Origin of the sequence: Acinetobacter sp. YH12100, from assembly GCF_013419135.1 — a bacterium.
Lineage (GTDB): Bacteria > Pseudomonadota > Gammaproteobacteria > Pseudomonadales > Moraxellaceae > Acinetobacter > Acinetobacter pseudolwoffii.
Genome location: NZ_VPAQ01000004.1, coordinates 148,064 through 164,838 on the forward strand (window position 1 = coordinate 148,064; position 16,775 = coordinate 164,838).

The window sequence follows — 16,775 nt, forward strand, 5'->3', positions numbered from 1 at the left end:
TAATTTTTATAAATAATTAAGCGACTAATGTGCTTTGATTGAGTTGATCATTTTTTGTATTGGTAAAATATAAATAGGTAGATTCTTGTTGTAGGCCATAGGTTATTGTAATGACATTGTCTACTAGATGTGCTGACAACATCGCAGCAAAAACGGTGGCTAAATGCTGCGTATGCCCCAAATAAATTTTAGGATAAACAACATGATCTGGTTCGAAGTCAATATTTTCGAAACTTTTTTGTATTTTCTTCATTTTTTTGGAATGCGTGACTTCATCCAATAAAACTAAAAAAGGTTGAGGCCATTCTAGCTGAGTAGAGAGATCAACTTGATGCTGAGCCAGATATTCCTGCAAATGCGTGACATGCTTAGCTACTTGCAGGCTTTGCAACGGGATCATTCCTTCAATTTCTAACTCAGGCGCAGCTAGACACCAGCTGGCAGCATATTCTGACGCAATATAGTGTTCATTTTGCCAAAGTTGATCATTGAGATAGTCCTGATCAATTTCAGAATCTGCCACGATAATAAGACTGGCCTCATGGGATTGCCCTGCGCTTTCTTGTATTAAATTCAACCAGTTGGAATAAGCACGATCAGCTGGCAAGAAATGCAACTGGAGATGAATCTGAACAGGAATTATTGAATATTGCTGCTCAATCTGGCTTAAGAGTTGTTTCTGATATATTTCATTCCAATCATCAATCAAATGATCGGCTAACAAAATATGAAGATTCAATCGATTTAAGCGAACGACTGGTGCGGTAGTAAGAGGTGTAATATGACTCTCATCTTCTTGGTAATTTTCCTGTGTCCATCCCGGATGTATTCGATATTGATAAGCCAGCTCCTGATTATAAAATAATGCAGAATGTTTTAACTGTCTTGATATTAAGCTCAGGCTTTCCTGATGCTGCTCCAGTTGATCTTGAATGAGGTGTTGAATCCGCCGTCCACTTAAGCTTGTCATTATTCCTTGCTCAGTCTGGTCTTTTTCGAGCAATGAATCTATGGCATGAATACGATATGCCAATAGCGGCAGACCAAAATAATTCAGCAATTTGGAGTCTAATTCTGGACTACTAAACTGCATCATTTTCTCTAAAATTTCTGCATTTTTACCAAAACTGTGCCAGGCTGCAGCTGAAAAAAGATTAAGGGGGTAATCTTCAATCGGCTTTAAGGGTTCTTTTGTATTTTCAGAATCTTGCTGGCGTATTTGAGCCAATGAATTTGCTTGATCCTGCTGCTTTTGTTTTCTTTGCTGATACTTTTTTAGCGCTTTATAGATCAAATAAGGTGTAAATAACAGCAGGCAAAGTAGTAAAGGTAAAATACCGAAATACAATGTCAACTCTATATTGGATGGATCGTACTGAATGTCTCTCCAGTAATAAATGACAAGACCACTCGTAAGCACAAATAAGCCTACAAAAGTCTGAATGACAGGCTTGATCATGACAGGCTTCCTATCAGGCTATAACAAGTTTGCGTATTATGTGTGGCCTGATTGGCCAGCAATACCGCCCCTTTTGCCAAACCCATAGGATTCGCTTGTCCGAGCTGGACTGAACATAATTCATCTTTTTCTAGAATCAGCCGAAGATCTACCAATAAGGTTGGGCTACACCAGATTTGAAGAATCTTTTTTAATTTGACACTATGGATCCCTTCAGATAAAAAATTCAGATAGTCTTCACGTTTTAATGGGCCGATTTCAATTTCAATTTTTTCATCAATTTGCTGAAGGCTTTCGCCACAAAAACTATTGATTCCCAGCCGAACCGGTCGTGATTCTCCCAAACAGCTTCTTTGCTGTTCATTAAGCTGAAAGGTTTCTGGAATGAACTCATTGATCTGAAAGTTAAACTTAAAAATACAGGACAGGATGCTGTTTAAGGCATAATGTGTATTATTTTGACCCTGCATCAAACCTGAAAATTCAGCAAAATAATCATCTATATTCTGCTGTTCATGCTGCTGACTCATATAGCCACTCAAAGCATGTAGCAGGTTCAGATAATGATTTTCCTGCTCAATTTCATAACGTAAGGCTAAGTGATAATTCAGAGAGGCATCGACATATTGTGCAGTAAGCTTATGATTGAATAATCCCAGAAAATGCAAGCTTTCTTCTCGTTGTGCCCGTGTGCCCTGTTTAATTTTATCCGTATAGATATAAGGCAATTCTCCCAAGATACCAGTTAGCCCAACAATTAAATTGGTCATCTGCACTTTCTTATCTTGAGTTTGTAGTGATTCAATTTCAGAGACTGGAAAATTAAGATTCAGTGAACTGATAAATTGAAAGGCTTTACTCCATTCCTGCTCGTTTTTCTGTTCAGGCGCATGCCTTAATAATCGCGTGGCTTGAATAAATTCAAAGCTGGTCGGTTGTTGATAAAGCCGGTCAACTACAGAAGCCTTTTGCCACCAATCTGCTGTACGCATTGGTATAACTCCTGTTTTGATTTTGAATCAATAACGTGCATGTCTACATAACTATTCATCTGAACCTTTAAATTAAAGAGATGATTTAAAACCTGCACAAATATATAGAGACTAGCTCCCCGAAATATTTCGGTATCAATCTGAATTTCAACTTTGACACCACGTACAAATAGTGGAAACGGTTTATGCTCACGCAGTTTCTGCGTCAGGGAAAATTGTACAGTCTGAATTGAGTTAATAATGAGGCGATTTTCTTTGGATTGTGGCAAGTTATAAAGTTCAAGTAATTCTTTAATATAGCTGACCGCATCCCCTTGCATTAAAGATAGATTATTTAATGATAAGTGCGAAATAATCCGCCACTGTTCCTGCAGTTTTTGATCAAAATAATAGGGTAAATTAGGTCTTTTGACTAAGGTCGCCTTCCGCATCAAGCTACTGTCATTTAAAGATAAGGTGTTTTGATCTTTATGGTAACTTTCATAAGGCAGATCCCGATTACAGCATAGTAACTGGATACTGACAAAGTCTGATGAAATTTGATGCGGTTCTAAAGATTTTGAAATAATGGAATATTTTAGTCCTGTACGGTTATTATTGTCCTCAGGGAGTAGATGATAATAAAACTGCCCATCTGCCTGATGATAATGACTCATAGCAAAAAAAGGTAAGACTGAAAAAATCATCTGATTTTTTTCATTTTTTTCTCGTAATATATTCATCTCAGTGATTGCATAGACCTGAAAATATTCAGGATGATGGATATCACTTATGAGTGAATATTCAAGGCGTTGATGATCAATTTTCTGTGGTTCAGCCTGTTTAGGGAACAAATTCACTATGGGAGTTGCAAATAATTTGAAATTGGCGCTATTTAATTCTGAATAGTTTCGGATCATTGCCTGATCATTCAGATTCATTTTAAAGTGAATCTTTAATTCAAATTCTGTAGTTTCTATATTCAGGTTTTTTAGAAAATTCAGATTCAAATCAAGAAAATTAAATTTCTCTGGAAAGCAAAAATACTCAATTAATAAACGATAAGCATGGTGAGTATGCTGATCGATTGGTAATACACTTTCTGTCTCAGTAAAACCCTGCAACTCAAATGGATTTTCAATATCAATCTTTTGGGTCTGTGTGTTTATAGAAAAACAGGTCTCGGGTTTAAAAATACAATCCAGTACTTGCAAGGGGAGATTGGAAATTGCATCAAGATAAATCGGCAGTTTTTGTTGGTCTAGCAGTCGTTGCTGCTGGTTAAAAATCTCGAAACCAAAGATTAGAGTTGCGTTCTGATTTAAATGAATATGTGCCGAAGCATGTGTTTTAAAACTGAGCGATTTTAATCCGATGGGTAATAGTTCAACCTGTTTTACCGTACGATATTCGCATTGTACTCCACGGGTACTTTTTGATTTTAGTACAGTTTTTTTAGGAATCTGCTGGCTACTTTTAAGCTGTCGGATTTTATTGCAATCCTCAAAACTGACCACTGAACATGCTGGAAAAGGTTTCAGATACTGCGGAAACATCACCTCAAAAATAGAGCGAGTGAATACCTCGTAGCTGTCATGTAACTTTTTATCAATGCGGGCGGAAATGAGTGAAAATGCCTGAATCAATCGTTCAATATGCGGGTCATCAATTTGCTCCTGATTGAGAGCAAGACGTTGAGCAATTTTCGGATATTTTTTGGCAAATTCTCGTGATTGTTGTCCAAATTCCTGTAATTGTTTTTCATAATACGGTAATAATTCTTCAATCACAGCACACCTGCTGATGTTCTAGGCAAAATCACGTATTGTTGTGTTGTGGGGTTGAGAAAAGCATCAAAAATCACCGGCTCATAGAGTGGATAAATATTTAAATAAGCTTGGATACTCAAACACAAGCTCCCCATATTCTGCTCATCGACCAGCATCTCTACATTAACTTGTTTTAAACGTAGTTCATGAACATGAATAGACTGCTCAATAGAACGGCAGATTTTGTCCCGATCCAGTGGATTCGCCGTTGAAAGACCGACAAAATCTATAATGCCAAATTGAAGAATGGAACCTTTGACCTGATCATAGCGATCAACCCTGCCCTCCAGATTAGCCATGCGGCTATTTAATAGATCTTCCAGATCAGTAGCGACTGATTCTCTTAAGGCCTGCAAAGAAAGCCCTTGTACACTCATTAGGTTCTGAGGCAAGAGACGGTCAAATAATGTTGTTCTAAATCCGTAAGGATGGAGCTGATCCAAATTCATATTGTTATTTTCTAATTTTATTTATTATTTTAAATATTCTGAGAGAGGCTGATCAGGATCAGCCTCTAAAGGAGCAAATTATGCTGCATAAGATGCAGTGTTATTTGCCAATGACCATTTCTTGGTCACTGCACCTTTTTGCGTGCCATTAATATCCTGTTGATTATAAGTCCATTCAACTGCTGCATATTTCAGACCAAAAGCTTCTGTTGGAACACCTTCTTGATTCACTACTGGAGTCACTTGTGAAACCAACACATGTTTTAATTTAATTTGTAGATATTTAATGCGTTTATCGCCATTCGCTCGATAAAAATCGATTTGTACTTCATCAAAGGTATAACCTGCTGAACATGCTTCCCAAAGTTTTGGGCTGGTTGCATCCAGATCTTTCATAAAAATCATGTCAGAATGTTCAACCCGTTCTGCAGTATGACCACCTACACTGGAAGAGGTTGCCGATTTTGGCTGGCGAATATTGTGAGACCAAGAGTTCACTTCTAACCAGCTTTTATGTTCTGAATCACGAGATTCACCATCGACTTTATATTTGCCTCGAAATTGGACGTAAATATCTTTCATTTTTAATAATTTTCCTATTGTTATAAACGTTATTATAATTTTGCCAACAGCTTTAATTGCTTGACTGCGGCAGCTCAGTGACCAGTCGCAAAGAGACAGACAACTCGTCTAGCTGAAAGTGTGGTCTCAAAAAGACCACAGACTTGTAGTGTCCAGGTTTTGCCGGATTTTCTACAACTTTGATAGAAGCCTCACGTAGTGGATACTGTGCTTTGGCTTCCTGTGAAGCGCCGTCATCCAAGAGTACATATTGAGACAGCCAATCATTTAGAAATGCTTCGACATTTCCTGCTGATGCAAAGCTTCCCACCTTGTCACGCATCATGGCTTTTAAATAATGGGCGATACGTGAAACTGCCATAATATATTGAATTTGACTTGATAATGCAGAATTGGCATTGGCCAGGTCATTTGCATATTTCTTTGGTTTTTGTGTAGATTGAGCGCCGAAAAAGGCAGCATAATCCGTATTTTTACAATGTACCAACGGAATAAATCCAAGATCACTGAGTTCTTTTTCACGACGATCTGTAATGGCAATTTCCGTCGGACATTTAAAAATGACTTCCCCATCATTGGTTTTAAATGTATGTACTGGCAGACCTTCGACCAGACCGCCACCTTCAACACCACGAATTGCCGCACACCAGCCATGCATGTCAAAGGCATTGGTTAACCGTGTACCCAGAGCATAAGCAGCATTCATCCAGAGGTATTCATTGTGATTTTTACCGGAAACATCTTCCACGTAGTTAAAGCCTGCTGTCGCAGTACCTTCTTTCGGATGATAAGGTAAACGGCCTAATACTCGCGGAATGGTCAATGCCATATAACGGGCATCGTCACTTTCTCTGAATGAACGCCATTGTACATATTCAGCTGTTTCAAAGATTTTGGACACATCGCGTGGACGATCGATGTCGGTAAAAGCTTCCAGTCCAAACATTGAAGGACTTGCCGCAGAGATAAATGGTGCATGTGCGGCGGCTGCCACATGTGAAATCTGCTCTAGCAGATACAGGTCTGACGGTGTGCGATCAAATTCAAAATCGCCAATTAAAGTGGCATAAGGCGCTCCACCAAAAGAACCATATTCTTCTTCATATATTTTTTTAAATAATGTACTTTGATCAAAGTCAGTTGCACTCTGAAAATCTTTAACCAGTTCTTTTTTAGTGGTATTCAGCATGCGAATCTTGATTAAAGAATGTGATGGCGTTTCCTGACAAAAATAGTATAGTCCACGCCAAGTAGATTCGATTTTTTGAAACTGTTCGTGATGCATAACCTTACTGAGCTGAGTCGAAATTAAGGCATCAATTTCTGCAATACGTTTATCTAAAGCCAGTGTCATATTTTCAGAGACTATAATCGTACCGGCCATAACCTCCTTGGCCAATTCACCAATCAGGCTTTTAGCACGTTCATGTTCCTCTTCTGTACGGGCAATTCGACTACGTTCAACGATAGAATCCAGAACCGAGTATTCCTGAATAGATACATCTGGGACAATTGCAGCATTAGAATGATTCACTGTCTGCCTCCACACTCATTTTCTGAATTTGGTCGGTATTTTTTAAAACTTCATCCAGCAAATCTTCCAGGCGTTCATTATTGGAAATCTTATTGCGCAAATCAGTTAAACGTTCTCTTGCTTCAACCAGTTTTCGCAAAGGTTCAACCTGTTGTACTACCTGTTCCGGCAGGAAATCATCCATAGCATGGAACATCAGATCTACCGAAATTTTGCCGCCCTCTTCGGTCAAACTATTGTCCACCTGAAAACTGGCACGGGGTACTAAGGACTGCATTACCTCATCAATATTTTCGAGGTCTACATTGATAAATTTTTTATCTTTAAGCTTGCTGCTTTTCAGTTCAGAGGCTGCTGAAAAGTCTCCCAATACTCCGACCACAAATGGCAATTCTTTGACTTCACGGCCATCCCCGACTTCAACATCGTAGGTCAATTGCACACGCGGTGGCCGAATGCGTTGTAATTTTTTTTGTACACTTTCACGCTTAGCCATCATGATTTTCCTTGTTAATTATTTTTTAATGATCCAAATGGATTGGTAATGAGGCCATGGGTTTGAGTGCTTATATTTTCTGGTTTCTTATTGTTCATGGCTGCTGTATTCACTTTCGTATTATTACTCGATGTTTTATTTTTCTTTAGATTAACATTTTGTTTTAGCGTAGTATTTGCCTTGGTTTTTATCTGTTTTGATTTCGAATTCAACGCTGTATGGGATGAAGATTCAGAAAATTTCGGTGCGGGTTGTGCCAGATAAATATGTTCAGTCAGTGATTTGGCTTGCGGATAGGTAAATTCGTTTAAAGCACGAACTTCTGTACTACGCATCTGCTCTAAACTTCCGGCAGAGATTCCAATACCGGCCAAAAAACCAAGATCAGTCAAATCCTGATGATGGTAATTCTGCTGATGTAATTTCTCGATTAAATTCAATGCTTTGAGGTTATATCCTAGTTCGACATAGCGCTTGGCGATTTGGGTATTGAGTTGATGCTGTAGCGGAATATTTTTCTTCGCCGATTTGTCGCACAGCTGCTGATATAAACCGATCAGTGCTAAATCAGTAGCATCCTTTGCCTGTGGATAGGCCTTGATACATGATCGATTTAATTCTGCAGCGTGGGTTTGAGCAAAACATAGCTGTGCCATTCCTGAGATGAGCAATACGATAAAACTTAAATTGTTTTTCAAAGTGAGCCTCATTTTTTGTTGTTTTTTATTTTTGAATATTAAAAAATGATTTTTCTATTCTTATAATTTTAAAATCGTGATGTGGATTTAACAAAAAATGATCACAAAAAGTCAATACGAAAATGAGTTTTAGTTAAAAATTTTATGTAATTTGCTAAAATTGCTAAATTCCGATCAATGAATGCAGACTTTTTATTGGATTTGAGTAGAATATGCCAAAAATAGTGCATCAAAATATTTTGACAGCCTATAGATAAACTTAAACAAATAAAAATTAAACTTAATAATAAGAATCATATAGCTATAAATTCCAAAATATCAGGCTATATATTGAAAAGAGAAAAATATGAGTAATTTAAAAATTTTGATTACAAAATTATCCGAACATGCGCGCCTCTACCTTGAAAAATCGGCGAACTCCTGCATTAAAAATCAAAATTATGAAATCGAAATTGAGCATTTTTTCTTAGAATTGCTACAACAACATGAATTAAATGATATAAAGTTCTTGCTGAAAAAATATAAAATTGATGAAGATAATCTGATTAATGAGCTTCGTCTGAGTATTCAACAACTGAATAAAGGGAATTCTCGCACTCCTATCTTTGCTAAATCAATTATTCGTGTATTAGAACAAGCCTGGCTTTTGGCTTCAGCAGAAAAAAATCCGATGATCCGGAGTGGACATTTACTGGTTGCTTTGCTTACTGCACCGGATCTATATCAAGTTGCGATTCGTGCCTCTGCATTATTTGAGCTATTTCCAATTGATAGCATGAAGCACCAATTTTTAGAGCACTGTAAGCAAAGTATTGAAAGCCCAGATCATATTCATTGCAGCAACATACAAGAAAATTCACCCGTTCAACAGCCAGAATTTAATAAAACTCCAGCACTCGATCAATACACAATAAATTTAACTGAAAAAGCGCGCCTAGGCCAGATTGATCCAGTGATTGGTCGTGAATTCGAAATCCGCTTGATGCTAGATATCCTGATGCGCCGTCGCCAAAACAATCCTATTCTTACTGGCGAGCCAGGAGTAGGAAAGACTGCCGTTGTAGAAGGACTGGCACTTAAAATTACCACCCATCAAGTGCCTGATCCACTTAAAAATGTAGAGCTGCATATGTTGGATCTTGGATTATTACAAGCGGGTGCCAGTGTCAAAGGTGAATTTGAAAATCGACTCAAACAAATCATTCAGGAAGTTCAGTCTTGTCGTTATCCTATTATCTTATTTATTGATGAAGCCCATACCCTGATTGGTGCTGGAGGTCAAGCGGGTCAGAATGATGCAGCCAATCTGTTAAAGCCGGCTTTGGCACGTGGTGAACTACGCACCATTGCAGCGACGACTTGGGCTGAGTACAAACAATATTTTGAAAAAGATGCTGCGCTTAGTCGGCGTTTCCAGGTCGTGAAAGTAGAAGAACCGACTGAAGAAGTGGCTATCGACATGTTACGGGCCATGATTCCGGTCATGACTCAGCATTTTCAGCTGCACATTGATGATGAAGCCATTATTGCTGCGGTACGTAATTCGCATCGTTATATCAGTGGACGGCAATTACCAGATAAAGCCATTAGTGTTTTGGATACGGCAGCAGCACGGGTGGCTTTGAGCCAAAATTCGCAACCGGTCAAGTTAGACCAGTTACAGGCACAATTACATAATTCTCAACTGGAATATGGCCTTTTACACAAAGAGCATCAAGACTCCCTGATGCATCAAGAGCGTTTAATTAAATTATCAGAAAAAATTTCCAACTTAGAACAGGAAATTTCACAGCTGAGATGCCAATGGCAGCAAGAACTGGAGCTAATTCAGCAAATCAAATCCTTACAGGCTCAATCTGAACAGAGTGAGAAGCAGAATCAAATAAAAACATTACGCCGGCATTTAGCCCAGATTCAGGATCAAGATCCATTGGTCTTTGAAGGTGTGAACACGCTTATCATTAACCAAATCATTTCAGACTGGACTGGAATTCCGGTAGGAAAAATGATGAATAATGAGATCCAGCAAGTATTAACGCTCCAAGATAAATTATCACAACGTGTCATGGGCCAGGATGATGCATTACAACAGCTGGTACAAGGCATTAAAACGTCTAAAGCTCAACTGGATGATCCGAACAAACCGCAAGCTGTGTTTTTGTTAGTTGGCCCAAGTGGTGTAGGGAAAACTGAAACTGCCCTCGCCTTGGCGCAGGAATTATATGGTGGTGAGTCACATCTGATTACGGTGAATATGTCGGAATATCAGGAAGCTCATACTGTATCTTCCTTAAAGGGTGCGCCTCCAGGTTATGTCGGCTACGGTCAAGGAGGCGTATTGACGGAAGCTGTGCGCCGTAATCCATATAGCGTAGTTTTACTGGATGAAATCGAAAAAGCGCATACTGATGTGCAGGAGTTATTTTATCAGGTCTTTGACAAAGGAATGCTGGAAGATGGCGAAGGCCGACTAATCGATTTTAAAAACACTACGATTCTGCTGACGTCGAATGTGGGTTCCAGTGCCATGATGCAGGCTTGTTTAAATCAACCTAGGGAAAACTGGCCGGATGCCAATACTTTGATAGATCAATTAAAACCAAGCTTATATCAGCAATTTAAACCGGCCTTTCTAGGACGTATGCAGATCGTGCCTTATTATCCTTTGCACGATGAACTGTTAATCCAGATTATTCAGCATAAACTGGCAAAGATTATCCAACGCATCCAGCAGCAATATGCCATGCAAGTTACTTATAATGAAGACGTGCTTGAACTACTACTCAGCCGCTGTACTGAAGTTGATAGCGGTGCACGTAATATTGATCATATTTTAAATGCTTCCATATTGCCTGCTTTGGCTACAGAAATACTCATGGCCATGAGTGAAGAAAAGCTGCCTAAATTAATTCATATTGATGTCCAGCAAGATGAAATCCTTTACAGTGTAGATCCAAAAATTAAAACAGTTAAAAAATCTCGTTCTAAAAGCAATAAAGCTGATGTTGCATAATCGGATTAAATAAATAATAAAAACAAATAAATATAAGAATGGGTATAGAAATGACACTGAAATTTGAATATTTATTGCAAGAAATTTCTATTGAACAGTCCTGTGGCGTGGATTGTTCATTTTCAAATGATTTTCATGCGATTAAAAAAGCCAAAACTTGGGATGATCCCCTATTGGATCAAGGTGACTGGATCGCTGAACCCAAACAAGCAGATTGGCAATTTGTGAATGACAAAATAATTGAATTATTGTGCGAAAAAACCAAGGATATTCGTTTATATACTTGGCTCATTCAGGCATGGAGTCATCTATATGGTTTTGAAGGTATTGCTCGAGGACTAGAACTAAGCCAAAAAAGTCTGGGGCGCTACTGGTTAGAGATACATCCTGTTATTGAAGAGGATAATCTTGATCAGCGTTTGGGTTTGTTGCAAGGTTTGATTGCACAATTCCCCATACTAATGAAACAGATTCCTTTGGTCAGCTCCGCACCTTTTTATAGTTTAAGTACATATGAAGCACTTTTACATCAGCGCAATATGCAACTAAAACAACAGGATTATTCTTCTGAAAATGATCCTGTTCAGGACTTGGAATATTTTGAGCAACTATTGCTAAATACTGACAAATCTATACTGAGCCGAAATAATCAATATCTTTTGGAGATTCAGACAGAGTGGCAGAAACTTAAAACCACTTTGGATCAACTGTTGGGTCTGGATGCACCAAGTTTTGCAGCCACAGACTCTCAGCTCGAAGCAATATTCACCAGTATCAAGCGAATCTATAAAATCGAAACATTTGCGCAACCTTCCAAAATAATATTAGATCAGGTGAACTCACCACAACCTCATACTTCGGAAGCAGTTGTGATGAATATCTCACATGTAAATTCAAATCTGCAAAAATTTCAGCCCCACGCCCAAAACCATTTGGCCAATCGTCAACAGGCAATGCAGTTATTACAAGAGATTGCTCAGTATTTTCAGATCAATGAACCACATAGCCCAGTGAGCTATATGCTACAAAAAACAATTAAATGGAGTCAGCTGCCCTTACATGAATGGCTGGCTCAAGTCATTAAAAATGAGAATCCTGTAGAGCATGTCCATGAATTACTGGGTGTACATACCAATAATGAATCAAAGAATGAATGGTAAATATTAAAATGTTCAGAGCAGAAAAAGTACTTTGGGGCGAAGGTCTATTTTTAAGACCGCAACATTTTCAATTACAAGATGCTTATCATGAGCAACGTTTGAGTCATATGATTCGTGCGACATTTCCTTTTGCTCATGGAATTCAGTCCATCCAATTTGATGAAGCACAGTTCAATATGCACATACTGGCATTAAGTAAAATTGAAATGATTTGGCAGGATGGTGAAATTTATCAGGCACCAGCACAGGATTTATTACCGGAACCCGTGCAACTGGATGCTTTAAACCTGCATGGAGAGATGCAGGTTTATTTGGCTTTACCGATGCTACAACCGAATAAACAAAATGTAAGTCATGCCGAAAGTACTCAGGCTGGCCGCTATCACTCGCAGTTAATTTCAACCCACGACTTATTTACCGATGCAACGACTGCAGAAATCACCCTGTTACGCCGTCGTGCTGAATTTAAGCTATTTGAACTCGGACAAATACCTCAACAGCATCTGGATGGCTATTTATATATCCCGGTTGCTCAAATCAAGAGACAAAGTTCAGGAAATTTTATTCTCAATCATAAGTTTATTCCTCCCATTCTACATATCCAGGCATGTGAGTATCTGCTAGACAATTTAAAGCGAAGCTTAAATATCATTCGAGCCAAAATTAAGACGATTCAATCCAATAACCGTGAAAATGAACAGAAATTGATTGAATTTCGCTCGGGAGATATTGTCTCTTTCTGGCTGGTAAATGCCTTAAATACAGCCCATGCAAGCTTGAACCATATTTTGCAGTATCCGCAAATTCATCCGGAGCGACTATATGCGGAACTGCTACGACTTACTGGATCTTTACTCACCTTCTCGACTGCTTATGAGATTGATCAACTGCCACAGTATCAACACCATCAACTTTACGACAGCTTTAATCAGCTGGATATTATTCTCAGAGATTTACTCGATACGATTATCTCGAATCGCTATATCAGTATCAGTTTAAAAGAAACACGTCCATCCTATTGGATTGGGAGTCTAGAAACAGACAAAATCAGCCGAAATACCAGGTTATATCTGGCTGTATCGAGTAGCGTAATGCCAGCGCATAATCTGATTGCGCATGTTCCGGTCCGTTTTAAGGTCGGCAGTACCATCGATGTTGAACAACGCGTAATTGCAGCTTTGCCTGCTGTGCCATTGCAGCATCTTATGCAGGTTCCTACGGCAATTCCGGTGCGATCCGGTGTTCATTATTTTGAGATCGAACCAAATAATGAACTGTATCAGCGTATGCTGGATTCAGAAGCAATTTGTGTTTATATCCCGAATGGGTTTCAGGATATTGCGATTGAACTCATTGCGGTTATGAATGGATGAATATTCAAATGAATACAATCACAAATAATCCTTCTTCACTGTTTGAAGAGGATCAGAACGGAATCGGCGATATAGCAAGACAATCTATCGAAACCAATATCTCATACGGGGCAAGTTTGCTAGATTTACTGCATGATGGTTTTTATATCATTTTTCTTATAAAAAATAAATACATACCTGCTGATATAGAATTATTCCGTGAGAAAGTTTTGCAGATGCTCAGCCGATTTGAAAGCCAGGCACGTAAGGTACAATTTTTAGCTGAAGATATTCAAGATGCCAAATATGCCTATTGTGCTTTACTGGACGAAACGATTGTCACACAACAGGATGAGCGCTTTTTTGATTTGCAGAATTCCTGGATGTTGAGCCCGTTGCAATTAAGTCTGTTTGGTTCACAACTGGCTGGCTATCAGTTCTTTGAATATCTGGAAAACATCCGTCATAAAGACAAGGATCGACTGGCAGTATTAGAGGTTTATCATTACTGTCTATTATTAGGCTTTCAGGGAAAATACCGGATTGAATCGATTGAACATTTGAATAGTTTGGTGGCTCGAGTCGGAGATCAGATTGATTATCTCAAAGTCAAGAAAACGACCTTTTCTCCTTTTTCCGCGCTTCCCGATCAAATCAGACATATAATTCATCGAGAATTACCATTTTTCTGGATTCTAATTTTCCTGTTTTTATTTGCAGTATTCAGCTTTGTCGCTTTTAAATATGTTTTATCGACAGAACAAATAACTATTTTTACTCAATATCAGAATCTGATTAGCGCTCCTGCTGAGCAAGCTTATATTACGATTCATTTACCCTAATTAAATTTTTCAGATCAATACCATGAAAGCTCATAAAAATAAAAACTTAAAAGTATTTACTTCAGAAAAATTGAATGCAATCTTTGCAAAGAATTGCGCCGTTGTACAATTTATATCGCTTAAGAAAAGACTGGGTTGGAATCTGAACTAGATCAAGTATTTCACTTATGATTTTTATCATATTGAGTAGCTTCACCCTAATGAGCTTGGTAATGTTCGCCCTGCTGTCCTATGAATTTAGACGAAGGATACAGGGTGTTTTTCTCAGATTTATTCCGCAAAGCAAACAGCAATTGACTCAAGCAATACATTTTTCACGTAAATTTTATCGGGCGGCCTCGCCTGAACATCTGCATTCTCATTGGTATGTGCAGCAGTGGTGGATTTTGATTACCGGATTAATATTATTTGGCAGTATTTTGCTACTCGCTTTTACCCAGCCCTTAACTGCCAGAAAATTTGAATCTGAATATTTAAGGAAAGTTGATCCACAAATTTATGCTCTTTTGGATGGGCAAATGTTGACGGCTCCGCCTGAAGTTGCTGACCACCTCATTATAGAAGCCCTTCAACAAGAGCATTTTCCAGATCATCCGGCTATTTCAGCACAAAGCTTTAATTCAAATCTTAAAGATATTTATAGACCAGCAATGCATACGCATTCAGATATCAGTACAGCAGACCGTAAATGGCATAAGATGAATCCACGATTTAAACAACGTTTACTGATGGTATTTAAAATCATGAAAGAACAGCATGATTATGAGCTGGTTTTACTTGAAGGTTATCGGAGTCCGGAACGGCAAAATTTGTTGGCAACCGATAGTAATATTACCAAGGCCAAAGGCTTTCAGAGTTATCATCAATTTGGATTGGCTGCAGATATTGCCTTTAAACGGCATGGCAAAGTAGTCATTACAGAACGTGATCCCTGGGCCATGCGCGGTTATGAGTTATATGGTCAGGTCGCTGAATCGGTAGGTTTGACCTGGGGCGGCCGCTGGAAATCCATTAAAGATTTCGGACATACTGAATATCGTATGCCCGGTTTAAAGAAAACTGCTGAGATGGCACATCAACTGATCCATGAAGGTCAATTACAGGTACATACATTACAGCCTTAAATATTACTTAATTAAGAAAGGCTTGCATGTATTTAATGACTTCATCTGGTTTTTCACCATGTAGCCAATGACCGGTATTTTCAATAACTTCAATTTTTGCCTGAGAAAACTGTTCATTAATTGCTGCAAAATGTTCTGGTTTTGAGATATAAAAAGAATCACCACCACGCAGAAATAAGGCTGGCCGATTAATTTTTTCGACCTTTTCCCAAGCCATAATATCTGGATAATGATCAAACAAAGACTGAACATTAAACAGCCACTGCCCTTTATTAAAGGATTTTAATAAAAATTGAATCACCATTTCTTCATGAATATATTTATGCATAATTTTTGCTGCTTCCAGTCGTGATGCAACATTTGCTTGCTGTACTGCAAATAAGGCTTGAAAAATTTCAGCATGATGATTTTCATGATATTGGATCGGTGTAATATCAAGCACGATGAGTTTTTCAGTCTGTTCACGAGCTAAATCTGCCAGTTTCATAGCAATTTTCCCACCCATGGAATGTCCAACAACGACAAACTTATGAACATTTAAACTGGATAAAGTTTCCAACACGTCTTCTGCCATGAGCTGATAGTTAATATCAGAGCTATGACCAGAAAGACCATGATTACGCACATCAATTTGGATCACGGTTCTCTGTTCAGAAAAATGTCGAGCCAATACTCCTAAATTACTCAAACTACCAAATAAACCATGAATAAAGATCATTGGAGATACTGTTGAAGTTTCATGATGGTGTAATTGATAGTTAAGGATCATTTGAGAATTCCGTGATTTCTTGATTTAAATGTTAATAGTGGGTTGATATTGAAAATTAATCAATTGCCAAATTTTTAAAATAAAAATTTGCTTAGGCTATTTGTAGTAGGTTGATCAATTTTTCTTAGGCTAAATTCATCATCAGATTAAAAGTGTTCAAAGCTTAATTATTAATTTGAATTAAAGAAAAATGCCCCATCAATATAAAAGACGATCTAATACATTTTTAAAATAGCCTTGGGATTAAGAGAAATCGCACCCATATTTTATTTTTAATTTCAGAATGATAATGATACTAGAACAAATAGATCCCCATCACACTACTTTTGCAGAACAGAAATTTGTAAATACACTCCTTTTTTCGTTTTAGAGTATGTAATAAATTAACAGGGATATTTACCGTTAAAATATATAAAATACTTAGGCTATTTTATAAATACAACAGGATTAGTTTTGTAGCATAAATATAAGATATAACTTCACTACCCTGCTTGGAA

Annotated in this window: 14 protein-coding genes; 5 read left to right on the forward strand and 9 right to left on the reverse strand. The window is 38.0% G+C overall.

All coding sequences use genetic code 11. From position 1 onward, the window contains the following. Positions 1-16 precede the first annotated feature (16 nt). The 8 genes from FTU40_RS04630 to FTU40_RS04665 form a co-directional block, all read right to left on the reverse strand. Entirely contained in the window at positions 17-1,459 is a 1,443-nt protein-coding gene (locus FTU40_RS04630; RefSeq protein ID WP_180039973.1) for a hypothetical protein, read from the reverse strand. After that, positions 1,456-2,451 (reverse strand): type VI secretion system baseplate subunit TssG, encoded by a 996-nt coding sequence (gene tssG, locus FTU40_RS04635; RefSeq protein WP_180039975.1) that lies wholly within the window; start codon positions 2,449-2,451, stop codon positions 1,456-1,458. The genes FTU40_RS04630 and tssG overlap by 4 nt, the downstream gene beginning before the upstream one ends. Next, positions 2,415-4,220 (reverse strand): type VI secretion system baseplate subunit TssF, encoded by a 1,806-nt coding sequence (gene tssF / locus FTU40_RS04640; protein ID WP_180039977.1) that lies wholly within the window; start codon positions 4,218-4,220, stop codon positions 2,415-2,417. The genes tssG and tssF overlap by 37 nt, the downstream gene beginning before the upstream one ends. Continuing rightward, positions 4,217-4,708: a type VI secretion system baseplate subunit TssE gene (gene tssE, locus FTU40_RS04645; protein ID WP_005096862.1), complete on the reverse strand. Its 492-nt coding sequence runs from the start codon at positions 4,706-4,708 to the stop codon at positions 4,217-4,219. Before tssE ends, tssF begins: the two co-directional genes overlap by 4 nt. Positions 4,709-4,786: 78 nt before the next feature. After that, complete coding sequence (locus FTU40_RS04650; RefSeq protein WP_005096861.1) at positions 4,787-5,290, reverse strand: type VI secretion system tube protein Hcp; 504 nt, start codon at positions 5,288-5,290, stop codon at positions 4,787-4,789. A gap of 52 nt (positions 5,291-5,342) precedes the next feature. Beyond that, entirely contained in the window at positions 5,343-6,824 is a 1,482-nt protein-coding gene (gene tssC, locus FTU40_RS04655) for a type VI secretion system contractile sheath large subunit (RefSeq protein ID WP_005096859.1), read from the reverse strand. Continuing rightward, positions 6,811-7,320: a type VI secretion system contractile sheath small subunit gene (gene tssB, locus FTU40_RS04660; protein WP_180039979.1), complete on the reverse strand. Its 510-nt coding sequence runs from the start codon at positions 7,318-7,320 to the stop codon at positions 6,811-6,813. Before tssB ends, tssC begins: the two co-directional genes overlap by 14 nt. Positions 7,321-7,334: 14 nt before the next feature. Beyond that, the gene (locus FTU40_RS04665) at positions 7,335-8,018 is read right to left on the reverse strand and encodes a hypothetical protein (RefSeq protein ID WP_180039981.1); all 684 of its coding nucleotides are present in this window, start codon (positions 8,016-8,018) and stop codon (positions 7,335-7,337) included. Positions 8,019-8,364: 346 nt separating this feature from the next. Between FTU40_RS04665 and tssH the strand changes: the two genes are divergently transcribed. The 5 genes from tssH (at position 8,365) to FTU40_RS04690 (ending at position 15,509) form a co-directional block, all read left to right on the forward strand. Continuing rightward, positions 8,365-11,031, forward strand: coding sequence for a type VI secretion system ATPase TssH (gene tssH, locus FTU40_RS04670; RefSeq protein WP_180039983.1), 2,667 nt, complete (start codon positions 8,365-8,367; stop codon positions 11,029-11,031). 50 nt (positions 11,032-11,081) lie between these two features. Beyond that, positions 11,082-12,191 carry a type VI secretion system protein TssA gene (tssA, locus tag FTU40_RS04675; protein ID WP_180039985.1) on the forward strand — a complete coding sequence of 370 codons (1,110 nt, stop codon included), beginning with the start codon at positions 11,082-11,084 and terminating at the stop codon, positions 12,189-12,191. Between the two features lie 8 nt (positions 12,192-12,199). Beyond that, positions 12,200-13,564 carry a type VI secretion system baseplate subunit TssK gene (gene tssK, locus FTU40_RS04680; protein WP_180039987.1) on the forward strand — a complete coding sequence of 455 codons (1,365 nt, stop codon included), beginning with the start codon at positions 12,200-12,202 and terminating at the stop codon, positions 13,562-13,564. An 8-nt stretch (positions 13,565-13,572) separates the two neighbouring features. Next, positions 13,573-14,385: a type IVB secretion system protein IcmH/DotU gene (icmH, locus tag FTU40_RS04685; protein ID WP_074383165.1), complete on the forward strand. Its 813-nt coding sequence runs from the start codon at positions 13,573-13,575 to the stop codon at positions 14,383-14,385. 167 nt (positions 14,386-14,552) lie between these two features. Further along, positions 14,553-15,509, forward strand: a complete 957-nt coding sequence (locus tag FTU40_RS04690; RefSeq protein WP_180039989.1) for a M15 family metallopeptidase — start codon at positions 14,553-14,555, stop codon at positions 15,507-15,509. A gap of 7 nt (positions 15,510-15,516) precedes the next feature. On the opposite strand, the gene FTU40_RS04695 is transcribed toward FTU40_RS04690, so the two are convergent. After that, positions 15,517-16,278: an alpha/beta fold hydrolase gene (locus FTU40_RS04695; protein WP_180039991.1), complete on the reverse strand. Its 762-nt coding sequence runs from the start codon at positions 16,276-16,278 to the stop codon at positions 15,517-15,519. Between the last annotated feature and the right edge of the window lie 497 nt (positions 16,279-16,775).

Excerpts from the sequence above, each read along its gene's own strand:
- FTU40_RS04630 (WP_180039973.1), bottom strand. The coding sequence starts at position 1,459 with ATGATCAAGCCTGTCATTCAGACTTTTGTAGGCTTATTTGTGCTTACG.
- tssG (WP_180039975.1), bottom strand. The coding sequence starts at position 2,451 with ATGCGTACAGCAGATTGGTGGCAAAAGGCTTCTGTAGTTGACCGGCTT.
- tssE (WP_005096862.1), bottom strand. The coding sequence starts at position 4,708 with ATGAATTTGGATCAGCTCCATCCTTACGGATTTAGAACAACATTATTT.
- FTU40_RS04650 (WP_005096861.1), bottom strand. The coding sequence starts at position 5,290 with ATGAAAGATATTTACGTCCAATTTCGAGGCAAATATAAAGTCGATGGT.
- tssB (WP_180039979.1), bottom strand. The coding sequence starts at position 7,320 with ATGGCTAAGCGTGAAAGTGTACAAAAAAAATTACAACGCATTCGGCCA.
- tssH (WP_180039983.1), top strand. The coding sequence starts at position 8,365 with ATGAGTAATTTAAAAATTTTGATTACAAAATTATCCGAACATGCGCGC.
- tssA (WP_180039985.1), top strand. The coding sequence starts at position 11,082 with ATGACACTGAAATTTGAATATTTATTGCAAGAAATTTCTATTGAACAG.
- tssK (WP_180039987.1), top strand. The coding sequence starts at position 12,200 with ATGTTCAGAGCAGAAAAAGTACTTTGGGGCGAAGGTCTATTTTTAAGA.
- icmH (WP_074383165.1), top strand. The coding sequence starts at position 13,573 with ATGAATACAATCACAAATAATCCTTCTTCACTGTTTGAAGAGGATCAG.
- FTU40_RS04690 (WP_180039989.1), top strand. The coding sequence starts at position 14,553 with ATGATTTTTATCATATTGAGTAGCTTCACCCTAATGAGCTTGGTAATG.
- FTU40_RS04695 (WP_180039991.1), bottom strand. The coding sequence starts at position 16,278 with ATGATCCTTAACTATCAATTACACCATCATGAAACTTCAACAGTATCT.